Annotated in this window: 21 protein-coding genes and 1 pseudogene; 6 read left to right on the forward strand and 16 right to left on the reverse strand. The window is 66.2% G+C overall.

Translation table 11 applies throughout. The features are described 5' to 3' along the window. Nucleotides 1–24: 24 nt before the first annotated feature. On the forward strand, nucleotides 25–1,461 hold the full coding sequence (locus ACG83_RS21775) for a recombinase family protein (RefSeq protein ID WP_054568100.1): 1,437 nt from the start codon (nucleotides 25–27) through the stop codon (nucleotides 1,459–1,461). Between the two features lie 508 nt (nucleotides 1,462–1,969). Here ACG83_RS21775 and ACG83_RS21780 read toward each other — a convergent pair. From ACG83_RS21780 to ACG83_RS45820, 6 genes are all read right to left on the reverse strand, one after another. Next, nucleotides 1,970–3,376 (reverse strand): replication initiator, encoded by a 1,407-nt coding sequence (locus ACG83_RS21780; RefSeq protein WP_152991482.1) that lies wholly within the window; start codon nucleotides 3,374–3,376, stop codon nucleotides 1,970–1,972. Between the two features lie 89 nt (nucleotides 3,377–3,465). Next, nucleotides 3,466–5,172 carry an FtsK/SpoIIIE domain-containing protein gene (locus tag ACG83_RS21785; protein WP_054568547.1) on the reverse strand — a complete coding sequence of 569 codons (1,707 nt, stop codon included), beginning with the start codon at nucleotides 5,170–5,172 and terminating at the stop codon, nucleotides 3,466–3,468. A 94-nt stretch (nucleotides 5,173–5,266) separates the two neighbouring features. Then, nucleotides 5,267–5,605 carry a hypothetical protein gene (locus tag ACG83_RS21790; protein WP_054568101.1) on the reverse strand — a complete coding sequence of 113 codons (339 nt, stop codon included), beginning with the start codon at nucleotides 5,603–5,605 and terminating at the stop codon, nucleotides 5,267–5,269. Nucleotides 5,606–5,784: 179 nt separating this feature from the next. Further along, the gene (locus ACG83_RS21795) at nucleotides 5,785–6,195 is read right to left on the reverse strand and encodes a hypothetical protein (RefSeq protein ID WP_054568102.1); all 411 of its coding nucleotides are present in this window, start codon (nucleotides 6,193–6,195) and stop codon (nucleotides 5,785–5,787) included. Then, complete coding sequence (locus ACG83_RS21800; RefSeq protein ID WP_054568103.1) at nucleotides 6,189–6,380, reverse strand: hypothetical protein; 192 nt, start codon at nucleotides 6,378–6,380, stop codon at nucleotides 6,189–6,191. Before ACG83_RS21800 ends, ACG83_RS21795 begins: the two co-directional genes overlap by 7 nt. Beyond that, nucleotides 6,377–6,664, reverse strand: a complete 288-nt coding sequence (locus ACG83_RS45820; RefSeq protein WP_152991483.1) for a hypothetical protein — start codon at nucleotides 6,662–6,664, stop codon at nucleotides 6,377–6,379. Before ACG83_RS45820 ends, ACG83_RS21800 begins: the two co-directional genes overlap by 4 nt. Before the next feature lie 155 nt (nucleotides 6,665–6,819). Between ACG83_RS45820 and ACG83_RS21810 the strand changes: the two genes are divergently transcribed. Then, on the forward strand, nucleotides 6,820–7,389 hold the full coding sequence (locus tag ACG83_RS21810; protein WP_054568105.1) for a hypothetical protein: 570 nt from the start codon (nucleotides 6,820–6,822) through the stop codon (nucleotides 7,387–7,389). 132 nt (nucleotides 7,390–7,521) lie between these two features. Here ACG83_RS21810 and ACG83_RS21815 read toward each other — a convergent pair whose 3' ends face one another. Together ACG83_RS21815 and ACG83_RS21825 are read right to left on the reverse strand one after the other, a co-directional pair. Beyond that, nucleotides 7,522–8,004, reverse strand: a complete 483-nt coding sequence (locus ACG83_RS21815) for a hypothetical protein (protein WP_054568106.1) — start codon at nucleotides 8,002–8,004, stop codon at nucleotides 7,522–7,524. A 741-nt stretch (nucleotides 8,005–8,745) separates the two neighbouring features. Further along, nucleotides 8,746–9,108, reverse strand: a complete 363-nt coding sequence (locus ACG83_RS21825; RefSeq protein WP_054568108.1) for a DUF397 domain-containing protein — start codon at nucleotides 9,106–9,108, stop codon at nucleotides 8,746–8,748. Nucleotides 9,109–9,529: 421 nt separating this feature from the next. Between ACG83_RS21825 and ACG83_RS21830 the strand changes: the two genes are divergently transcribed. Together ACG83_RS21830 and amcA are read left to right on the forward strand one after the other, a co-directional pair. Continuing rightward, a complete protein-coding gene (locus tag ACG83_RS21830; protein ID WP_152991484.1) occupies nucleotides 9,530–10,903 on the forward strand; it encodes an XRE family transcriptional regulator in 1,374 nt (457 codons plus the stop codon). A gap of 85 nt (nucleotides 10,904–10,988) precedes the next feature. After that, the gene (gene amcA / locus ACG83_RS42645; protein ID WP_235498147.1) at nucleotides 10,989–12,185 is read left to right on the forward strand and encodes a multiple cyclophane-containing RiPP AmcA; all 1,197 of its coding nucleotides are present in this window, start codon (nucleotides 10,989–10,991) and stop codon (nucleotides 12,183–12,185) included. Nucleotides 12,186–12,198: 13 nt separating this feature from the next. On the opposite strand, the gene ACG83_RS44390 is transcribed toward amcA, so the two are convergent. The 4 genes from ACG83_RS44390 to ACG83_RS42650 all read right to left on the reverse strand — a co-directional run bounded on the left by ACG83_RS44390 (nucleotide 12,199) and on the right by ACG83_RS42650 (nucleotide 14,753). Next, entirely contained in the window at nucleotides 12,199–12,867 is a 669-nt protein-coding gene (locus tag ACG83_RS44390; RefSeq protein WP_161934785.1) for a pentapeptide repeat-containing protein, read from the reverse strand. 603 nt (nucleotides 12,868–13,470) lie between these two features. After that, the gene (locus tag ACG83_RS21835; RefSeq protein ID WP_152991486.1) at nucleotides 13,471–13,839 is read right to left on the reverse strand and encodes a hypothetical protein; all 369 of its coding nucleotides are present in this window, start codon (nucleotides 13,837–13,839) and stop codon (nucleotides 13,471–13,473) included. A gap of 8 nt (nucleotides 13,840–13,847) precedes the next feature. Next, nucleotides 13,848–14,183, reverse strand: coding sequence for a hypothetical protein (locus ACG83_RS21840; protein WP_054568111.1), 336 nt, complete (start codon nucleotides 14,181–14,183; stop codon nucleotides 13,848–13,850). 219 nt (nucleotides 14,184–14,402) lie between these two features. Further along, on the reverse strand, nucleotides 14,403–14,753 hold the full coding sequence (locus tag ACG83_RS42650; RefSeq protein WP_235498082.1) for a hypothetical protein: 351 nt from the start codon (nucleotides 14,751–14,753) through the stop codon (nucleotides 14,403–14,405). A 226-nt stretch (nucleotides 14,754–14,979) separates the two neighbouring features. On the opposite strand from ACG83_RS42650, the gene ACG83_RS42655 reads away from it, so the two are divergent. Then, entirely contained in the window at nucleotides 14,980–15,207 is a 228-nt protein-coding gene (locus ACG83_RS42655) for a MerR family DNA-binding transcriptional regulator (protein ID WP_083473447.1), read from the forward strand. An 84-nt stretch (nucleotides 15,208–15,291) separates the two neighbouring features. On the opposite strand, the pseudogene ACG83_RS21855 reads toward ACG83_RS42655, so the two are convergent. The 3 genes and pseudogenes from ACG83_RS21855 to ACG83_RS21865 form a co-directional block, all read right to left on the reverse strand. Beyond that, nucleotides 15,292–15,453: pseudogene (locus tag ACG83_RS21855) on the reverse strand (MFS transporter); the annotation flags it as partial. A 79-nt stretch (nucleotides 15,454–15,532) separates the two neighbouring features. After that, nucleotides 15,533–16,120 carry a TetR/AcrR family transcriptional regulator gene (locus ACG83_RS21860; protein WP_063793168.1) on the reverse strand — a complete coding sequence of 196 codons (588 nt, stop codon included), beginning with the start codon at nucleotides 16,118–16,120 and terminating at the stop codon, nucleotides 15,533–15,535. 247 nt (nucleotides 16,121–16,367) lie between these two features. Continuing rightward, entirely contained in the window at nucleotides 16,368–17,342 is a 975-nt protein-coding gene (locus ACG83_RS21865; protein WP_054568114.1) for a YafY family protein, read from the reverse strand. A gap of 110 nt (nucleotides 17,343–17,452) precedes the next feature. On the opposite strand from ACG83_RS21865, the gene ACG83_RS21870 reads away from it, so the two are divergent. Then, a complete protein-coding gene (locus ACG83_RS21870; protein ID WP_054568115.1) occupies nucleotides 17,453–18,088 on the forward strand; it encodes a hypothetical protein in 636 nt (211 codons plus the stop codon). A gap of 117 nt (nucleotides 18,089–18,205) precedes the next feature. On the opposite strand, the gene ACG83_RS21875 is transcribed toward ACG83_RS21870, so the two are convergent. Continuing rightward, complete coding sequence (locus ACG83_RS21875; protein WP_054568116.1) at nucleotides 18,206–18,571, reverse strand: DUF2550 family protein; 366 nt, start codon at nucleotides 18,569–18,571, stop codon at nucleotides 18,206–18,208. Nucleotides 18,572–18,692: the final 121 nt, after the last annotated feature.

An 18,692-nucleotide genomic window follows, 5' to 3' on the forward strand; every position in this document is an offset into this window, starting at 1 on the left:
GACCCCGCCCTGTGGTACGGGCGTATGTCCGACGCCGACAACGACGCCCGCATACCGGACCAGTTCGACCGAGGTCAGCGGTATGCCGCCTTGACTGGTGACTACTGGATCGCCATGGCATGGGCCGACGACGGCATTTCGGCGTGGCGTGAAGACGTGGTTCGTCCGGAGTTCGAGCTGTTCCTGTCAGTTCTGCGCACCGGGAAATACCGGACGGTCGTGGCATGGGAGGAAAGCCGGATCACTCGTCATCCGGTGGCCGGCGCACAGTTCGGCAAGATCATGGAGGACGCCGGCGCCCGGTTGATCATCACCGATGGCGAGAAGGCCACCGTCTACGACTTCCGCCGGCAGCGAGACAGGGACGCCTGGCACGGCGCCGTGGGGAAGTCCGTCAGCGATTCCGGCCTGAAGTCGGAGCTGATCAAAAGGAAGAAGGAAGCCAAGCGAGAAGCCCTAGAGTTCCAGGGCGGGCCGGTTGGGTTCGGGTGGCGCTCCACGCTCACCCGGAAGCACAAGAAGATCGTTACCGTGTGGTCCGTCGATGAGGAGCAGGCCCGATGGTTGCGCGAGGCCGCGCAGCGGGTCCGCGAAGGGGAAGCAGTCCTCAAGATCGCGGATGACTTCTATGACCGTGGACTGCGTGTGCCGCACCGGTCCTCAGGACCGGATGACACCAGGGAGTCAGGCGTACTGGCACGGGCCAGCCTCTCGGCAATGCTGCGTAACCCCCGGATCGCCGGACTGTACGCGACAGGAAACGTACGTGAGGGCTGGACAGTGATAGGCCCGATGTCGAACTTCCCCGCAATCCTCACCGAGGAGGAATGGCGGGAGACGTGCGCAGCGCTGGAGGTCGTGAAGACCCGTAAAGGCACCGGAACAGCGGTCAAGGCCACGTTCGCCGGCTACTACGTCTGCCACAAATGCAAACGATCACTACTGAAGAACTCTCCCCGCAAGAATGCCCTCTGGCGGCATCGCCTCGGCAAGAGCCACTACCACCTTGAATGTGACCAGTCGTTCCACATCAACGTCGACGCAGCCGACGCCCTGATGACCCGCCTGATCGACGCCTACCTAGTGCGCCGAGATTGGGAGAAGGCAGGAGAGGTACAGGACGCCGACGCGCTGAAGGCCGAGCGGACCGAGAAAGAACGGGAACTTGCCGATCTCCCCCGCGCGATCGCCGAGAAGGAGATCAGCTTGCGGTTGGGTGGCCAGCTCGAGGCACAGATTGAAACCCGCCTACGAAAGATCGACACCGAGCTAGCCCGCCGCGCGCGTCTCGTGACCGTGCTTGACGGAGCAGAAGCACTCAGGCTGTGGCGCCATGGCACGCTCACGGAGAAACGACGTGTCCTGTCAACGATCATTGAGCGGATCATCGTGATTCCCGGGAAGGATCTTCCGTTGCGTGATCGACTGGACATCCAGTGGCGTCATCCCGGACCTGCCTAGCCGCTGTCGGTCCGCCCAGGTTTCGGTGTCAGCGCAGTCACGATCGCAGCCGCCATCAACGCCGATGGTTCCGGTGCCCGTGCGAGCTGTGCCGCGATCCACCGGGCATCGGCCGCCGCCTCATCGTCAATATCTGACGCGGCAGATTCCCCACCTGACGAGCAGGAACGAGGCTGCGTCGCGGTCCGGCCACGCCGTCGGCCAGGACCAGTAGCCCGTGCACCCCCGGAACCACCAGCCTTTCCCGCCTCACCACCAACACCGCGCCGAGGCTCCCGCGCCAACGCCGGTCGAGGTGCAGCCCACCCACCCACCCCCGCCACCACGACTACCGTCACCTCACCCGCACCGCCACCAGCCACCACCCCCAACGACGAAGAACAAGACGAAGAACAAGCGGCGCCTTCGGCGCTCATATCAGGGCCGACCACCAGCCCACCCGGCTCCACCGAGCCCGAACCGGAGTCGTCGAGGTCATCGAACAACGACGGTTGGACCGAGCCGGTACTCATCTCTCAGCCGACCCAGTGCCGACCGGGCTACTAGCCGCCCGTGCCGATGACAGCCCCGACGGATCAGCCCGCCCCAGCTGCAGTCCCCGACCCGCATAGGCCCACGTTCCGATCACGTCCGTGGCAGGGTCACCGTCGACACGGCCGAACGCATCCACCAGCGGATGCCCCGACAACGCGGCCCCGAGAGTCCGGGACCACACCCGCCGCGCCGACCGTAGGCTGGTGAACGTCGTCGAGTAGGCCCGCGATTTCGTCAGCCAGTGGCCGCCGAAACCCGCCTGGTGGGCCCACCGCAGCAGACGCGGAACGTCGCCGGACTCCCGACCAAGCGCCTCATCCAACGCCGAGCTGAACGCCGCATCCTTGCCGAGCCGCCAACACGTCTCCACCAGCCGGCGCAGGTGCGCAGGCAGCGTCAGCCGCTCCAGCGCGGCCAGCGACCGCACGGGATGATCCAATGCACCGCCGCCAGCACTTTTAGTGATGTACTTCGCGAGGTAGTTAGCGACCGCGCCGCCGGCCGCCGCACCGTCCACCGTGATCCGCCGGATATCGACCTGGACACCCCAGCGCACCTCCCACCCGTCGTCGGTCGAGGTGCCGAGCGGGTCAGGATCGGGTGCCCGCACAGCCACCGACCCGACCACGTCCCGCAGCGTGTCCGCGACCAGCTCACCCGCCGCCCAAGCCGGTGGAGCCGACCCCGGCCCGCCGGGACCGTCCACCCTGATCACCACATGCAGATGCACCACGCCCCGCGACTGCATCTCAGCCACTTTCACGAACGACATCCGCGCCGAGCGCCGCAGCCCCGCCACGGTCAGACCCGCAGCCGCCGCCACCGCGGATTCCATCCCGTCGCGGGTGGCCTTCCACAGCTTCGGAACGAGCGCGTTCCACACCACGCTCCGGCCGTACTGGTAGCAGTCCACGCACAACGCCGACCCGAGCCGCGAATCCGCCTCATGATGCCGTTCGTGGCAGCCCGCCGGTTCCCCGTGCGGACACAGGCCCCGCCGAGGGTGACACGCCCGCACCCGACCGCCGTTACCGCCCTGCTGACGGCGGGAATGCACCGGCCCGAAGCTCGGAGCCGTCAACGTGACGAACCACGCCGGATGGCCGCTCACCGAATCCGGAACGCCCTTGCCGCCCGCCAGCCCGGCCAGGACCAGCCGCCTGGAATCCCGCTTGTAAACCGCCGAACACGCCGGACAGGCACTCTCCCGCCGGTTGTTGCACCTCACATGCAAGACCCCGCCCGGAAGATCCGCCCCGGACAGCGCCCGCCGCACCTCACCAGTCCCCGTATCCACATGATCGACATGGCCGGACAGGCGAATCGGACGGGAACACCCACCCGCGACCGGCCGACCCGCAACCGCCTCACTCATGATCATCTTCCTGGTCAGGGCATGACCGGGACCGGCCCGGGACAGCACAAACCCAGGCCGGTCACAGCCACACGAGAAGAAAGGAGAAAGAGGGGTTAGCCCTGATCCCGGTCGGTGCGACGGTTAACGAACCGGTCCCACATCGCCTCAGCCTCAGGACCGCCGTCGTCGAAATCCGCTGGAGGGACCGGCGGCAACGCCCGAGGCGGCTCAGGCGTCCACGCCCGCAGCGGCACCGTCGTGTCCTCGTCCGGCCGGTACTCACCCACGTCCGGCACCCAGCCAGCCGCCGCCGGCCCCGCAACAGACCCAGGAGGAGCAGCAGCCACAGGACCCGCCGCAGCCGCAGGCGAAGCTGGGGGTGGGGCTATCGGCCGCACCGGCCGCCCCAACATCGGCAACGTGGGCGTCGGGACACCCCCGCCCGGCAAAGCCGACCAGGCCGCAGGCGCCCAGTCCGGCGCTTGACCCCACCGCGCCGCCATCGTGTGAATCTCACCGTCATCGACGTATGCGGCCCGGACCCGGACCGGTGTCGGATCACCATCGACCAGCACATAGCCAACCCCGGGCAACGACATCGGGATACGGTCCGTCCACGCACCCCGCGTATACGCATCGTCACCGAGAACCAACCCGACCTCGCTGGCACCCATCCGCAGGGCAACGCGGGTCTGGAACAGGTCCCGGAACGGCAGGACCTCCTTACGCGGGTCCTGCACCGCCCCGATCACCACCACCCCGACCGCCCTGCCCTGGGACAGCAACAGCGACAACGCCGCCGAGATCTTCTGCTTCGCCTCCCGATCCGTCGCATACGCGGTCAATGCCGCGATCTCATCGACCATCACCACGATCAGGGGCTCTTTGGTCGTGGGCTTGTGCAGCCGGGACCGGCCCCGCAGCCAACCCGTACGCCGATTCATCGCCGCCACCGCGTCTTCCAACAGGTCCGCGATCCCACCGATGTCCGTGGCGAACCGCTCGAACAACGGCTCACCGAACCCCAGCTCCATCCCACCCTTGGGATCAGCTGCCCAAATCCGCACCAGCCCCGCATGGATATGCGGACCGAGCCCGCGAAGAATTGACCACAGAACCGAACCCTTACCCGCCCCCGACGCACCCGCGACCAGCACATGAGACCCACGCACCCGCAGCAGCCACGGCCCGCCATCCTCACGCCGGCCCACCACGACCGCGTCCAACCCCGACGCGCCCTCGCCATCGGCGTCGAGATCCTCCGCCGTCACCAGCTCCCCGAGCGCCTCACGGGTCGTCAGCACCACATCCGCCCGCCCCGCATGCTCCAGATCCGGCACCACCCGCAGGCCCCGGCCACCCATCGCCGCCGCCAGCCGCAACGCATGACGCTGCAGATCCGCCACCTCCTGCCCATCCCGGACCCGCACCCGCATCACCGCACCCGCAGCCGTCCGCCGTACCCGCCACACCCGCGGCGTCCGCCCCCCAATTTCCAGCCCCGCCGCCCGACACGCCGCAGCCCAGCGCCGCCGCAGCCGCCCGACCCCCAGCCAGCCCAGCACCGCGCGACGCCACCGGCCCACCACCGCCACCGCCAGCACCGCCACACCCAGCAGCACCCGAGCACCATCCGCACCGACCAGCCCCGCCAGCTGCCCCCACAACCAGAGAGCACCGACCAACACCCCCAGCTCACGGCGCCACCCCACCACCAGCCGAACGCCGTACCGCACCACCAGCTCAGGAACAGACGGCCGCATCCGCAGCCGGAACGTGTCCGGCCGCAGCCTTCCCGGACGCACCTGCAACACCGGCATCACCACCACCACCCCTCATGAACGGCCCGATCAGACGACGCAGAAACGGACGGGGGTGGCGACCCACCGAAGCAGGCCACCACCCCCACGCCGGTCAGCCCTTCGAACCCGCCCCCGACGCCGGCTTGATCGACTTCGCGGAGAACGACACGCCATGCCGGGAGCCCATCTCCCACACCCGCCCCACCAGACCCGTGATCACAACCGGCGCACCCACCTGCACAGTGGGCGCCGAACCGGCCACCTTCACCGTGACCACACTCGCCGGCCCGTCAGCCGACCCGAAAACGATCGGCACCTGAAACATCAGCTCACCGTCCGCGTTAGCCTTCTGCGACTCCTTGCCCCGGTTGTCCTGCTCCATCACCGGAGCCGCCGGACCCATCGCCAACATGATCGTGAACGCTGTCACGTCAACCGGAATAACGCGCATTTCCTGCTACCTCCAAAACGTCGAACCCTGACCTGAAACACACCAGGAATCCCGCGACACGACCGTTCCCGAAACAGCCCGAAGAACGTCCATCCACATCGTGAACATTCACCGGAACCAGTCGAGAGAAAAACAGGCGACCATGCCGCGGGCACACACGGAAACCGCGGAACCGCCTTCTACGAGCCCCCGCCGTCACTCCCCGAGTCGACGAGGAACCGCAGCGTCTCACCGGCCAGCGCCACCACCAGCGCATCCCGGTGCCGGGGCTTCTGCAACGTCCACGGCGACAGATGCAGCACCCCCGCAGCCCGCCGACGCCGCACCCCCAACGGCTGACCGCGCATCGTGTCCGTCAACCCGAACAAGATCCCCACCGCCGCGCCCTGCCGAGCCGGCAGACGCCCCGCACCCGCCCGCAGCAGCCCTTCCGCCGCCACGGCCCGCACGACCAGCGGCAACCCGCCGTCCCCCACCAGCAACCTGACCACGTCCGGCGCGTAGGCAATCAACGCACCCGCGTCAGCCCCGCGACGCACAGCACCATCCAGAGCCACCCACAGGTCCGCCACATCCGGAACCGTCACCACGACACCCCCACCTCACCCGACGTCGGCACCGACACCGACACCCCCGGGCCCGACAGCGCCCGATCCACCACCGTCAAAACCACCAGCGTCGAGGCACTCACGACCGCCGAAACCACGACGCTCAACGACACCAGCGCCAGCCAGATCACGACCGTCTGACGCCGACTCGTCTTCTCCCCGCTCATCGCGCCACCACCACCGCGATCGCCACCACAAGCAGACCCGCGACCAGATACGGCGCGGACTCAATCGCCCATTCCAACCCCGCCAGCACCAGGTAAAGCCCGCACATCGCCCCACAGGCCATGGCGAAAAACCGCCACAGCGACGACCGCCTACGCGCATGCCGCGCCATCAGGAATCCGTCCTCTCGGAACGCGGAGCCGGTCAGCTCCACAACCGAAATCCTGACGCCAGACAGCCAGACAAAAACAGTACCGGCAGCACGTACTTTCACGCCGGAATGCACGACGAAACCCGGACGCCAGCAACGAGCCGGACCCGGAGCACCGACACCAACCGGACCAGACCCGGACGAAACCTTGACACGATCAGTAGTCAGACGATTCCATGCGGGAAGGCCGACAGGACCACGACAAAACCCGGACAGGACCCCACGCCCCCGTGACCACGACCGGACCCACCACGATCGACGCCCTCACGGATCTGCTCCGCCGCCTCTACAGGCCCGGCATCCGCTACGCCGCCACGTTGCTCCACAGCCCCCACGCCGAGGACACCATCCGACTCGTCACAGGCCGCGCCCCAGGACCAGCCGACGACGACCGGACACGCCTGGACCACCTCACCCAGGCACACACGATCATCTGCGCCGCCGTGGCCGCACTCGGTGAACCCGAACGCACCATCGCGCGTCACCTGTTGGATCTTCACGGCGACAGCACCCGCGTCCGAGGAGGCATCGAGACCCGGCGCGAACACGCGGCCCGCCTCTACAGCACCAACCCCGCGACGCCCATAACCGGACCAAGCTTCCAACGCCGCCACGAACCGGCCATCACGCTCCTGCTCGCCGCCGAGATCATCCGCCGCGTGCCATCCCCGATGCCGCGACCACATCCCCGCGCCACCCCGAACGCCGACGTCCTCGGCACCGCCCATTCCGCCACACCCGCACCCGCAGCGCCACCCCCACCAGCCAGCGCCTACCAACCCAAACCCAGACCCGCATGAACGACGACGGCCCCGGACCACGTCCACACGCGATCGGGCGAGACCGATCACGCGGGGAAAGGTCAGCGGGGCCGTCAGCTTTCACGGACACACGGCGTCGTACACTTAGAACAGCGTACGGGCATCACCAGCCTATTCGGACATCGACGTCACGTCCGGTGAAAACGTGAACTCGAAAACGTTCTTCTCCTTCCAGCCGTCCGGGTCGCGAACCCGAGCAGGGAGACAGGAAACCTTCAGGCCATCCGGCACCTCATCGCCCACGATCTGCGCACCAGCGACCAGAAGCTTTCCATGGTCGCCATCGCACATTCTTACATACCGCTGAATCGCGCCCACCCGAGTCGCCAGCGCCGTATCGGGTAGCGGTATCGTCGTGAGATGCATCACGATCACGCCGACAAAACTCAGCTGCAGCATTCCAGCGGCAGCCCCTAGAAGCTCCTCCGGCTCCATCGCCAAGAAGTCCCAGCCCGCTACGACCGGACTAGCCTCCAGTCCCTGCCAGCGTTCCAGCCCACCCAAAACCAGCCCGTCATCGTCGGGAATCTCTAGGAATTCCAACTCGCGGGCATCGAACTCCAGACGATTCCTTCTCGCGTATCCCAAGAACACGACCCCCTTTTATAGTGCCGACCCAGAAACCGTCGCCGGTACCCGCGCCTCCCAGACATACATCCGGCTCAGCGTTCCGTACTTCCTCAGTAGGACTCGATGAGCGGTGAACGTAACCCCATCCGGGATCACACCCATACTCGGATCGGAAGCTGTCATCACGATCCCAGGCGCACCACCAGTCTCCAGATAGCGACGACGCAGCTCCGTCCCCACAGCCCACGCGACCCGCGACCCTGTCAGCTGAGTCCCATCCCGATGCACCAGAACCAGACCCACCCAGGCCGACGAAGAAATCTCCATCGCCGTCCCCATCAGATCACGCTCTACCCGCCCCAGCCCGAACGGCAGCAGCTCGGATACTCCATCGAGCCGCCGGAGTGGCCAAGGAACATGCAGGCCGACGATCAACCCGTCATATCGTTCATGCACCAGATCCGGAAGATCACCGACCTGCAGCTCCCAGCCCGCAGCCGTCAGCAGCGCGGACCCCCTCACCAGTCACCCGGCCCCGGACGCCTGTACGGATCCATCACAGAGTCGCGACCACCCCCCGAGCCAGAAACGGCAACACCCGGTACTCCGGCGTCCGCTGCATCTCTGCGTACTCCGCCACCTCCCGCCGGTTCATGAACGGCGCCACCACGTGAACCGCGGGCACCACCAGCGCCCATGCTCCGACCGGAGTGACCAACCCCCCGGGATGGATCAGAATCCCCGGACCCGATCGAAGGTTGGTCGTCATTGGTACGACTCATCGTCATCGGCCACGGGGCGGTAGTCGTCATCGTCTCCCCACTCCCACGTTTCGTCGTCACCGTCCCCGTCCCATGGTCCGTCGCCACCTCCCGGATCCGTCAGGTCCGGGAACTCCGCGGCCCCTAGCGCTTCCACGAACGCCGACCACTCGACCGCAGGCACCAGCAGCGGCGGAACTTCCGCGCGACCGGCCTCCCGCAACGCCACGCCCAGCCCGCATACCGACGCGACCTCCAACGCCGACGACCCCGCGCCCGACGCCCGACGCCACACCAGAGGCTCACCACCCCACGACGGCAACGGGAACTCCCTGCCCAGTGCCATCAACGGGTCATACGTCTTCACACACACCCCCAAAGTCTCCGGACACAGGAAGCCGATGCCACCTGCCAGGACGGCAGCCCCGGGCACAGCTAGAACATGGATGTGTGTGGTCCGACGCCACACCCGGGACCGCCACAGGAAACACGCAGGCACCAGCTATCGGAACAAGCACCTGCATGCCCCTGGCACGGCCCCAGCCGGAGGGGCCATCCCCAACCCCGACCAGAACCGTCACTGATGACTATCTGCGTCCGGATGAGTCGCCGTAGTGGCCGTTCCCATGACTTCTACGTGACCTCGACCGCGCCGATTCGGAGCAGCATGACTTCAAGGTGTCCTTGCGTGACTTCCAGGCCGCAGCACGTGACATTTCGGCACTGCGCGGCCACCATGGCGAGGCACCGCTGTTCGTCCTCTGCCGTCCAGCCGAGAGAACGCGCCCATGACACCGCCGTCAGTGAATACTTCCCGCACGCTCCTCGCGCAGCTCATCCACGAGCGCCGTTGGACCGTCCAGGACTTCCTTCGCGAGTACACCGCCACCGCACGGTCGATCAACCTTAAGGCGGATGAGGTAGGGGAACGCCAGGCGAAGCGCTGGTTGGCCGGGACGCTCAAGACCCACCCATACCCCTCAGCCTGCCTGATTCTGGAAACGATCTTCGATCAGAGCGTCGAGGTTCTCTTCGCACCACCTGCCCGCGAGTCACCCGCCCACGTTCCGGTCCGATCGGTGCCACAGACAGGCGCCCTTGCTGCCTACCCTGGTAGGGAGAGGAGCCACAGCGGCTCGTCTCCCGACACGGCAGCGCCGGAAGGGCTGAGTCTCATGGCCGCAGATGAAACCGCTCGCTTCTTCGCACACGCGCAGGCAGCCGACGCCGGCCCCGAGGTCGTGACGTTGCTCTACAACGAGGTACGCCGTATCGCCCACTCGTACCCTGCCGACGGTGGTCCAGCGCTGCTGCCGGCCCTCAGCACCACACAGCGCTTTGCCTTCCGCTATCTCGACGGCCCAACCCAGCCTGATCAGGTACGCGATCTATATTTTCTCACAGGTGTCGTCTGCGGCCTGCTTGCCCATGCGAGTCTTGACCTCGGCCAGATAGACGCCGCCATGAGCCAGACACGGACCGCGCTTCTATGCGCAGACCGAGCCGGACATGCCGGATTGCGCGTCTGGCTCCGCAACGAGCAGTGCTCCATAGCGCGATGGGCCGGATGGCATCACGAGTCTCTCCGATTCGTCCAGCTTGCATCTGCCGACGCGGCCACCGCGAGGGGGTCATCGGCGCTTGGGCGCGCATTGCGAGAGGCCCGCGCCCAAGCAGCCATCGGGAATACGGAGGCAGCGCAGACCGCTCTAACCGAGGCCACCCGCGTCAAGGCGCTAATGCAGCCCGATGAACTCGACGAGATCGGAGGCCAGGTAACGTTGTCCACCCCGGACAGCCTCTTTGTCGCTGCCGATGCGCTCTCGCTCCTACCAGATGCTATCGCAGCCGAAGAAGCCGCGATGAGCGCCGTGACAGCCTTCACCGGGACGCCGGTCGGCGCGGTCAAGCTGGGCAATTTCGCTGGCGCACGGATTGACCTAGGTCTTGCCCGTGCCCGTCGAGGTGACGTTGACGGAGCCCGCGACGCCCTCCGCCCAGTGCTCGATCTCCCACCGCACCAGCGGTTGTATGGCATCGTGGCCAACGTTCAACGGGTACAGGCAGCTCTGAGTGACGCACGCCACCACGGCTCACCTATCGCGCGCGACACCGCGGCCGAGATAGAAGCATTCACCCAGATCCGCGCACTCCCGAGGTAGGTACAGGATCCACCTACCTGCAAAGACATTTCCTCGTTTCCAACCGTAAGGAGAGATGATGTCCCCTGCCCTGGAAACTGTCGTAATGCAGCCAACACCTCTATGTAACCTAGACTGTTCGTATTGCTATCTTCCGAACCGCAAGTCCAAGCACCTCATGCCATTATCAGTCGCCCGCGCGGTGGCCGATGGAATTCGGATATCAAACGACGCAGAAAGCCCGATCGAATCAAATATAATTTGGCACGGAGGTGAGCCGCTAACTGCAGGAATAGACGCTCTAATGCACCTCATGGATTGCTTTCCGGGCACAACCAAACATAGTGTTCAGACAAATGCGACACTCATCGATCAACAGTGGGTAGACTTCTTCGAGAGCCAAAAGATTCACATCGGAATCAGCATCGATGGTGAGCGATCGGCCAACACGCAACGCCAGGACTACTCGGGCCGCGAGGTGTACGATCGCATCGTTTCCGGAATTGAAGTTCTCCGAGGTCGAGGCGTACCGTACGACATGATCGCCGTCGTTTCAGACCCGAATCCGCGACGCGCGGAGGAACTTTACAGCTTCTCGGTTTCACTAGGATCGCGTTCACTGGCCGTAAATATCGAGGAACGCGAAGGGGAAAATCGGAGGGACCACCATTTCGTGGATCACGCAATCAAAGGGTTTTGGACGGCGCTTTGGGAGGCGTGGCAGTCCGAACCGGCAATTCCCGTACGCGAGTTCGAGCGTATCAGGGACTACGCGTTGATCCCAAATCGAGATCGAGGGTTTCCACTGGCCGATCCGTTTCCCACTGTCTCGTGGGAGGGTAAGGTTACGCTTCATTCTCCCGAGCTATCCGGATATTCTTCGCCTCGCCACGGCGAATTCGCCAGTGGCAACGTTTTAGATCAGCCGTTCCACCAGATCATCGCAACCGGACAGCAATCGAGTTGGGTACACGAATACGCTCGTGGAATCGCGAACTGCCGCGAATCGTGTAGAATCTTCGACTTTTGCCGCGGTGGCCATGCCTCGAATCGACACTTCGAACACGGACGACTTGACGGCACGGAAACGAGCTACTGTCGCAATAGTAAAATCGCCCTGTTCGACGCGGTAGGTGAGAAAATTTGCGCGCGCGCTAGTAATTGGCCAGGTCCCCCCGGTGGGCAGCAGGCGCCGCATCCGAAATTCGATAATCGTCCGTCCTGGGACAACTGGGGCAAGAGTTCGCGGAAATTTGACAGTAGTCCAAGTTGGGACAATTGGGACAAGAAAGGTAGAAAGTAGGCGCGGAGGGCCTTTACTCCACCGAAATTCCTATTTCTTCCGCAAGAATTACGCCGGCTTCGCCGGTCTGCTCCAGACTAATCCTGGCACCTCTCATTGTTGTGAGGCCACTAACGCCCCTCAGTTCGGCGTTCCGGAGATCGCTCCCTTCGGCCGAGGCGGCATCAAACCGCATTTTATCTAGCTTGCAGTCACGAAAAACAAAACCATCCATCCGCCCCATAAATTCGGCGTCCCGAAAAGTGCATCCCTCAAAGAGAACTAGACCGGATACCTTTTCAATTTCCCATGAACAGAAATCCATCCGACAGTTGATGAATGCGACATCCTCAATACGCTCGAATTGAGCCGACCAGCCAACTGCTTTGCAGCCCGAGAATTCTGCTCGGCGGATTACAGTTTTGATCCACGAAGAGTTGGAGAGGTCGACTACCTCAAATCTTACATCGCTGCAGCTAAGTGGCCCAAGCGTCGCGCCCGAGAGTTCGCATCCAGCCAGAATGGACCGTGATATGGACCCTTCGCCACGGATTCCGGATTGCTCGCCCGCCAACCTGGCTCCGCTGAGATTGAAGCTTCCAGTCAGGCTTGCAACTTCGTCTTCTAGTTCGTCAGCCTCTACCGATGGTCGCCGCATTCGCCGCTGTTCGCCCAAGTCTCTAAAGTCCATGGACGCCAGCATAGAGGCACCGTAGCCAGGCATCCGGGAGACATGGCGCGGCTAGATCATGATCTTCATCGTCAATCTTCTGTACGGTTTCAAGGCACGCCTACGGCGCGCGCGTGTGACCTGCCGCACACGCCGCGCGCGCCGCACTCGCCACGCCCGGCAGGCTCGCCGCACGCGGTGGGGCCCCGCCTCCCTTCGGTCGGCTCCCCACCGGTGCGTCGGCCCGCCGGGTGTGTCGGATGCGTCGGCCCGTCGGAGCGTCAGCCCCCACGCCACCGACTGTCAGACTCAAAGGTGCACGTCTCGCTGGTGTTTCCTGGGGCGCCGCCCCAGACCCCGACCGGACGCTCTGGAGGAGGGGGAGGAGCCGCACGGCACCGGTGATCGCCTCCGCCAAACCGGCGCCGTAGGCAATCCCGGAACCCCCCACCCGCGCAAGGGCGCACGACGACCAGCCCGGTTACGGAGCGTCGGCGCCCTTGCACGGGCAGGAGAACCCGGGATAGGGCTGAAGCCCGCCGGTCCGACGGAGGAGATCACCTCAGGCCAGGGTCTGTTATGAAGATCAGGATCGGGTCCGGTCCTCTCCGAGCTACCGGACCCGATCCTGACTGGTCACTGTCTGATCAGTGGACGTGGTCCCGGAGCGCTGATCAGATCTTGCACGAGCGCCCGCCCATCCGTGTCTGCCGTGTCGATTCCGTCGCGGATGGCCACGAGCCGGACGTTCTCACGGTCGAGCAGGGCCAGGACCGCGACCCGTCCGACTTCCGTCGACGCGATCCGGTCGATGCTGTCGACCGCGACCAGGGCGCAGCGCTCCGCCTGTAGCTTCCGGAGGACAAGCGACCAGGCCCACAGCCCTTCCCGCTGCTGATGCACCGTCGGACCGACCAGCCAGCCCCGGTTACGGCACAGGGTCACGAACGCGGTTCGCTGTATCGCCCGCTCCACGACAGGGACGTCATCCCGAACAAAGCTCATGGCCCGGGTCACCACCGCCACCACCGCCGACGCCGCGCCGGACCGGTCGACATCGCCGCCCCGATCGCCGATTCGGCTATCGAGCGCAACGCCGCCGCCCGCTCCGCAGACACCATGTCTTCCCAGTCAACCCACCCGTCCGGACCCTCACTAGCCCAGGCAGGCCACAGCACTTCCGCCGCCGCATCCAGGCAGGCCGCGCCGAGCACCACCCATCCCCAGGCAGCATCCGGCGCACCCATCCGCAGCCGCACCCCAGGTGCCACCACCACGACGTCCGTCCCGTTCGGAACAGTCCGGGAGGGCACCTCCACGGCCGCCGCCGTTCCCCTACCGATCGTCACGTCTGATTCTGCGTTCTCGCGTACGCTCTTCACAGGTTCCGCCCTGCTCTCTCAGGTGTGGGACCAGGCCCGGATTCGGTGTTCGAGCACCGACCCGGGCCGCTTTGTTCGGTAGATCAATTGTCGCAACTTCGCTATACGTTGTGAACGCAGCCGATCAACGCCAAACGGCCGGTACCCCGAGCACGGGATACCGGCCGCAGAACCGACAGCCGAGAGCTACATCCGCGCGTTGCGCCGATTGCGGACCATGTCCGCCAGCGCCACGACGCTCCGGGGGTCGAGGCCCAGCAGTTCATCCCACAGCCGCTCACCGGTCGGGCCCTCAGGCATGGTCACCAGAAGCGTGTGCAGACCGTCCTGATAGGGGGTCCACCCCCCATGACCCGGTACTTCGCGGGTTGGTACCCACCCTCCCGGATCCGCCGGTAGCGCGCCGTCAGTCGCCGATCGGAACCGCAGTATGACGTCGGTGCCATTCCGGACCATCGTCCGGTGGTCGATGTAGACGACGCGCGGCAGGGTCGCCGTCACGTTGACGAGGTCCCGCAGCGTAGCGCCCGCCCGCACACCCAAGTCATAGACGCCATGGGGCCGAGGCTCAATCGTCACGAACGGTCGGCCCCGGTACGGGTCACGGTCATCTGAAGGCGGAATACTGGTCACGGGTCATCTCCCTGTTCACGCAGGTAGTGATCAAGGTCCCGGTGTGGTGGTGGAACACCCGCCGGGACCGCCAATAACCAAATGATACAACGCGGCGCGCCATCATTTTCGGGAAACGTAAGATCGCGGCGTGACCGACGACGACCCGTTGCTCAGCTACAGCCAGCTTGCCGAACTGGCTGGAGTCCAGCCGAGCACCTTGCGTCGGTACCGGGCCGAGGGGCGCATGCCCCCACCCGACGACGAGCCCGCGCCCGACCGTCCTCGGTGGCGCAAGTCGACGTTCGAGGCGTGGATGGCGAGCCGACCCGGACGTGGACGCAGCCTCAGCCCCCGCCAGTCGACAGGCGACAGCTAGACCCCGAACAAACGAAAAGACCCGCTTGCAAGAGCAAGCGGGCGTATCGACCCAGGTCGAACGTTGCTACGACGTACTACTTGCGTAGGCGTTAACGGTCCATTCCAGCTCGGCCAGGCTGGCGTGGAGGTGCTCGCGGATCGACGGGAGCGCCATCGTGACCACCAGGTTGTCCAGGGAGGTCATGAAGGCGGCGAGGCAGGTGACGACGAAGGTCCAGGTGAGGCGGTTCCGGTCGGTGGCCATCAGGCCTTCCCTCCAAGGTAGTGACTGACCACTTCCTTACGCGGCCAAAAAAAATTCCGCGGATGACTCGTTTTGCTACTCAGTCGATGTCGGCCACATCGGCGTCGGCGGGCTCGGAGACCGGGCCCGTGAAGCCTTCGGCCAGCACCTTCTTGCTCACCCCGATGCCCGCGCCATCCGTGCAGATGATCTGCGCCCAGCGCTCGTCGAGGGCAGGCAGGTCCATGGCCGCCGAGACGTTGCAGAGCATCCCCATGGCGAAGAAGGCACGTACGACGTCGACGTCCAGGCCACTGAGACGCTCGACCGCGTACCAGAGATCCCGGAAACCCCGCCGCGTCGCGGCCCGGATGTCCGGATCACCACAGGCCGCGTATGCCTGCATCTGCATCAGCAGGTAGCTGGGTTCGGCCAGCAGGTCGTTGTAGGCCACAGCCATCGCGGTCATGGCCTCCTGGCCGGACCGCTCCCCCGCCGCGGCCTCGAAGGCCGCGACCGTTCGGGCGAAGGTCTCCTTCACGGCCGCCAGGAACAGGCCCTTCTTCGAGCCGAACAGCCGGAACAGGTAGGGCTGGGAGATTCCGGCCGCCGACGCGATCGACTCGGTCGACGTGCCCTCCAGCCCACCCCGCGCGAACTCCGACACCGCGGCGGCGAGCACCGACACACGGCGTTCCTCTGCCGTCAACCTTGCCCCTGCCGCTGCCACGAGAACGAAGGTAGTGGCCAATCACTACTTCGTCAAGCGGACGGGCCAGCCAGCCGACACCGGGCAGCTCGCTGGGCCAGCGCACGGCTCTGCCAGTCGGCGGTGCAGGTCGTCGAGGGTCCGCCTGGGGGATGTCGATCCGAAACCGGGTGATCGTTTCGCTCATGCCCGGAACGCTGGGGATCCTTGCAGACAATCCCCGTCCTCAGCTTTCCGCGTTGCCGGTACCGGCCAGCTCCGTGGCTGAGGCGGCGCGGCCGAGCCGGCGGGCGAGCGCGCGGATGTGGTCTCTGAGCTCGGGCGGGTCGAGGACCTGGAAGTCGATGCCCTTCAGGGCGACGTAAAGGGCGATCTTGTCGAGGGAGTCGCCACCCGCGTGGAACAGGCAGCTGTCGGCGTCTCGGGGCACGAGCCGGCCTGCGGTGGGCGAGGTGTGCTCGGCGACGACCTGAAGCGGCGCGTGGAACAGGATGGTCGCCTGGTACCGGTACGGAGCGGCGGTGAGGGCGTTCGCGACGTAGGCGTGCGCTCCCTCGGCGGGCTCGGGCCGGGGCGTGAAGCGTGGCCCGGGCTGCGGTGGCGCCGGGTCCATGCGGTCGACGCGGAAGGTGCGCCAGTCGTCACGGTCGAGGTCGAAGGCGAGCAGGTACCAGCGCCGGCCGGTGTGCACGAGGCGGTACGGCTCGACGCGGCGGGTGCGCTGCTGATAGCCGAAGCGGACGCCTTCGTGAGCCCGGCAGGCGGCGGCCAGTGCGAGGAGCAGGTCCGGGTCCACGGTCGGGCCGGGACCGGTCAGCGGCAGGATGGCGGACCGCATCGCGTCGACCCGGTGGCGCAGCCGGGATGGCAGGACCTGTTCGAGCTTGGCCAGCGCACGCAGCGACGTCTCCTCGAGCCCGGTGACCGTCCCGGTGGCGGCGCGCAGGCCGACGGCCACGGCGACGGCCTCGTCGTCGTCGAGCAGCAGCGGGGGCAGGGCGGCGCCCGCGCCGAGCCGGTACCCGCCGCGGGTGCCGGTGGCGGACTCGACGGGGTAGCCGAGGTCGCGCAGCCGGTCGACGTCGCGGCGCACCGTGCGGGTGGTGACGCCGAGGCGCTCGGCGAGCTCGGCGCCGGGCCAGTCACGCCGGGACTGCAGCAGGGACAGCAGCCGTAACAGCCGAGCCGACGTTTCCAGCATCCGCGCGCAGCTCCCTCCGAGCTGAGGAACGAACCTGTCCTCAGGAGTCTCCAGGATGGCTGGTACCGGCCTGACCAGGCCACCTGCTCAGATCAAGGAGCGACCGAGCGATGACACGCATCTACCTGGAAAAGGGTCGGACGAAGATCGTCGCCTGCGCGCTGGACTGGCCCGGCTGGGCTCGCATCGGCAGCACCGAGGACCGCGCCGTGGCCGCGATGACCGCGTACGCCGACCGGTACCGGCTGATCACCACCGACGCCGGGCTGACCTTCGACCCCGGGCCGATCACCGTCGTCGACACGGTGACCGGCGTCAACACCACCGACTGGGGCGCGCCCGGCGTGCCCGTCGCCGAGGACAGCGGCCCCTACCGTGTCGCGGCGGCGCAGCGCACCGTCGCGGTACTCCAGACCGCCTGGCGCACCCTTGACGACCTCGCCCGGTCAGCCCCGCGAACGCTCCGCAAGGGGCCCCGCGGCGGCGGGCGCGACCGCGACGAGATCGTCGCCCATGTCATCGACAACGAGCGCGCCTACGCACGGAAGATCGGCATCCGGCGTCGGCCGTTCCCTGCCGACGACCGGGCCGCCCTGACCGCCCTGCGTGCCAAGATCCTCGAGGTGCTGGGCACTCCCGCGGACGGCGTGCCGCTCACCGGCGGCGGCTGGCCACCGGCCTATGCCGCCCGCCGATTCGCCTGGCACGCCCTCGACCACGTCTGGGAGATCCAGGACAAGTCCTGAACTCAGCCGCTCCGCCTTCCGTGGTCGAGGCAGTTCATGATCTTGTCGACGACGTTCTTGGGGCCCACCGCCCCCGCTCCTGATCCCCCAATCGATGCCGGTGGCGGTCAGCTCAGCTCAGCCCGAGACAGGAAAAGGTTCTCCCTGATCACGTTGAACTGCGCGCCGCACGAGCGGTACATCAGGCGCCGGTATCCCGAGCTCCAGTCGTCCTGACGTCGACTGGCAGACCACGATCCTGAACAGATCCGCCTTGATCTTGAAACTCTCCGCGCCCCGGACCTCGCGCACCTGCTCGACGTCGAGCCGGGACGGCAGGCGGGTCACCTGGTTACGACGCCAGTAGTAGAAGGACCGCCACGTCAACGTTCTCCCGTCGAGGATCAGAACCCCGAAAGACCAACGAGATGGCATCGTGTCTGCGGTGCCGCGGAGAAAACATGAGACAGCCACGGGATTTCCGACGAGCAGGCCGGCGTCCATCTCGGCTGTGAGCCGACTGACGGCATCCGGGTCGGGTGGTCTCAACAGTCCACGGAGAACGTCGAGGGCGGTCCGGCTGCCAGGTGATCGTCGGGTGCGGGACACGAGTGAAATGATGGCC

The sequence above is a fragment of the Frankia sp. R43 genome (assembly GCF_001306465.1).
Taxonomy (GTDB): Bacteria; Actinomycetota; Actinomycetes; order Frankiales; family Frankiaceae; genus Parafrankia; species Parafrankia irregularis.

Coding starts and splice junctions, on each gene's coding strand:
- ACG83_RS21785 (WP_054568547.1), bottom strand. CDS start 5,172: ATGCCGGTGTTGCAGGTGCGTCCGGGAAGGCTGCGGCCGGACACGTTC.
- ACG83_RS21830 (WP_152991484.1), top strand. CDS start 9,530: ATGACACCGCCGTCAGTGAATACTTCCCGCACGCTCCTCGCGCAGCTC.
- ACG83_RS21775 (WP_054568100.1), top strand. CDS start 25: ATGTCCGACGCCGACAACGACGCCCGCATACCGGACCAGTTCGACCGA.
- amcA (WP_235498147.1), top strand. CDS start 10,989: ATGCAGCCAACACCTCTATGTAACCTAGACTGTTCGTATTGCTATCTT.
- ACG83_RS21870 (WP_054568115.1), top strand. CDS start 17,453: ATGACACGCATCTACCTGGAAAAGGGTCGGACGAAGATCGTCGCCTGC.
- ACG83_RS21875 (WP_054568116.1), bottom strand. CDS start 18,571: ATGGACGCCGGCCTGCTCGTCGGAAATCCCGTGGCTGTCTCATGTTTT.
- ACG83_RS21835 (WP_152991486.1), bottom strand. CDS start 13,839: ATGAGCTTTGTTCGGGATGACGTCCCTGTCGTGGAGCGGGCGATACAG.
- ACG83_RS21790 (WP_054568101.1), bottom strand. CDS start 5,605: ATGCGCGTTATTCCGGTTGACGTGACAGCGTTCACGATCATGTTGGCG.
- ACG83_RS21800 (WP_054568103.1), bottom strand. CDS start 6,380: ATGAGCGGGGAGAAGACGAGTCGGCGTCAGACGGTCGTGATCTGGCTG.
- ACG83_RS44390 (WP_161934785.1), bottom strand. CDS start 12,867: ATGCTGGCGTCCATGGACTTTAGAGACTTGGGCGAACAGCGGCGAATG.
- ACG83_RS21780 (WP_152991482.1), bottom strand. CDS start 3,376: ATGATCATGAGTGAGGCGGTTGCGGGTCGGCCGGTCGCGGGTGGGTGT.
- ACG83_RS21865 (WP_054568114.1), bottom strand. CDS start 17,342: ATGCTGGAAACGTCGGCTCGGCTGTTACGGCTGCTGTCCCTGCTGCAG.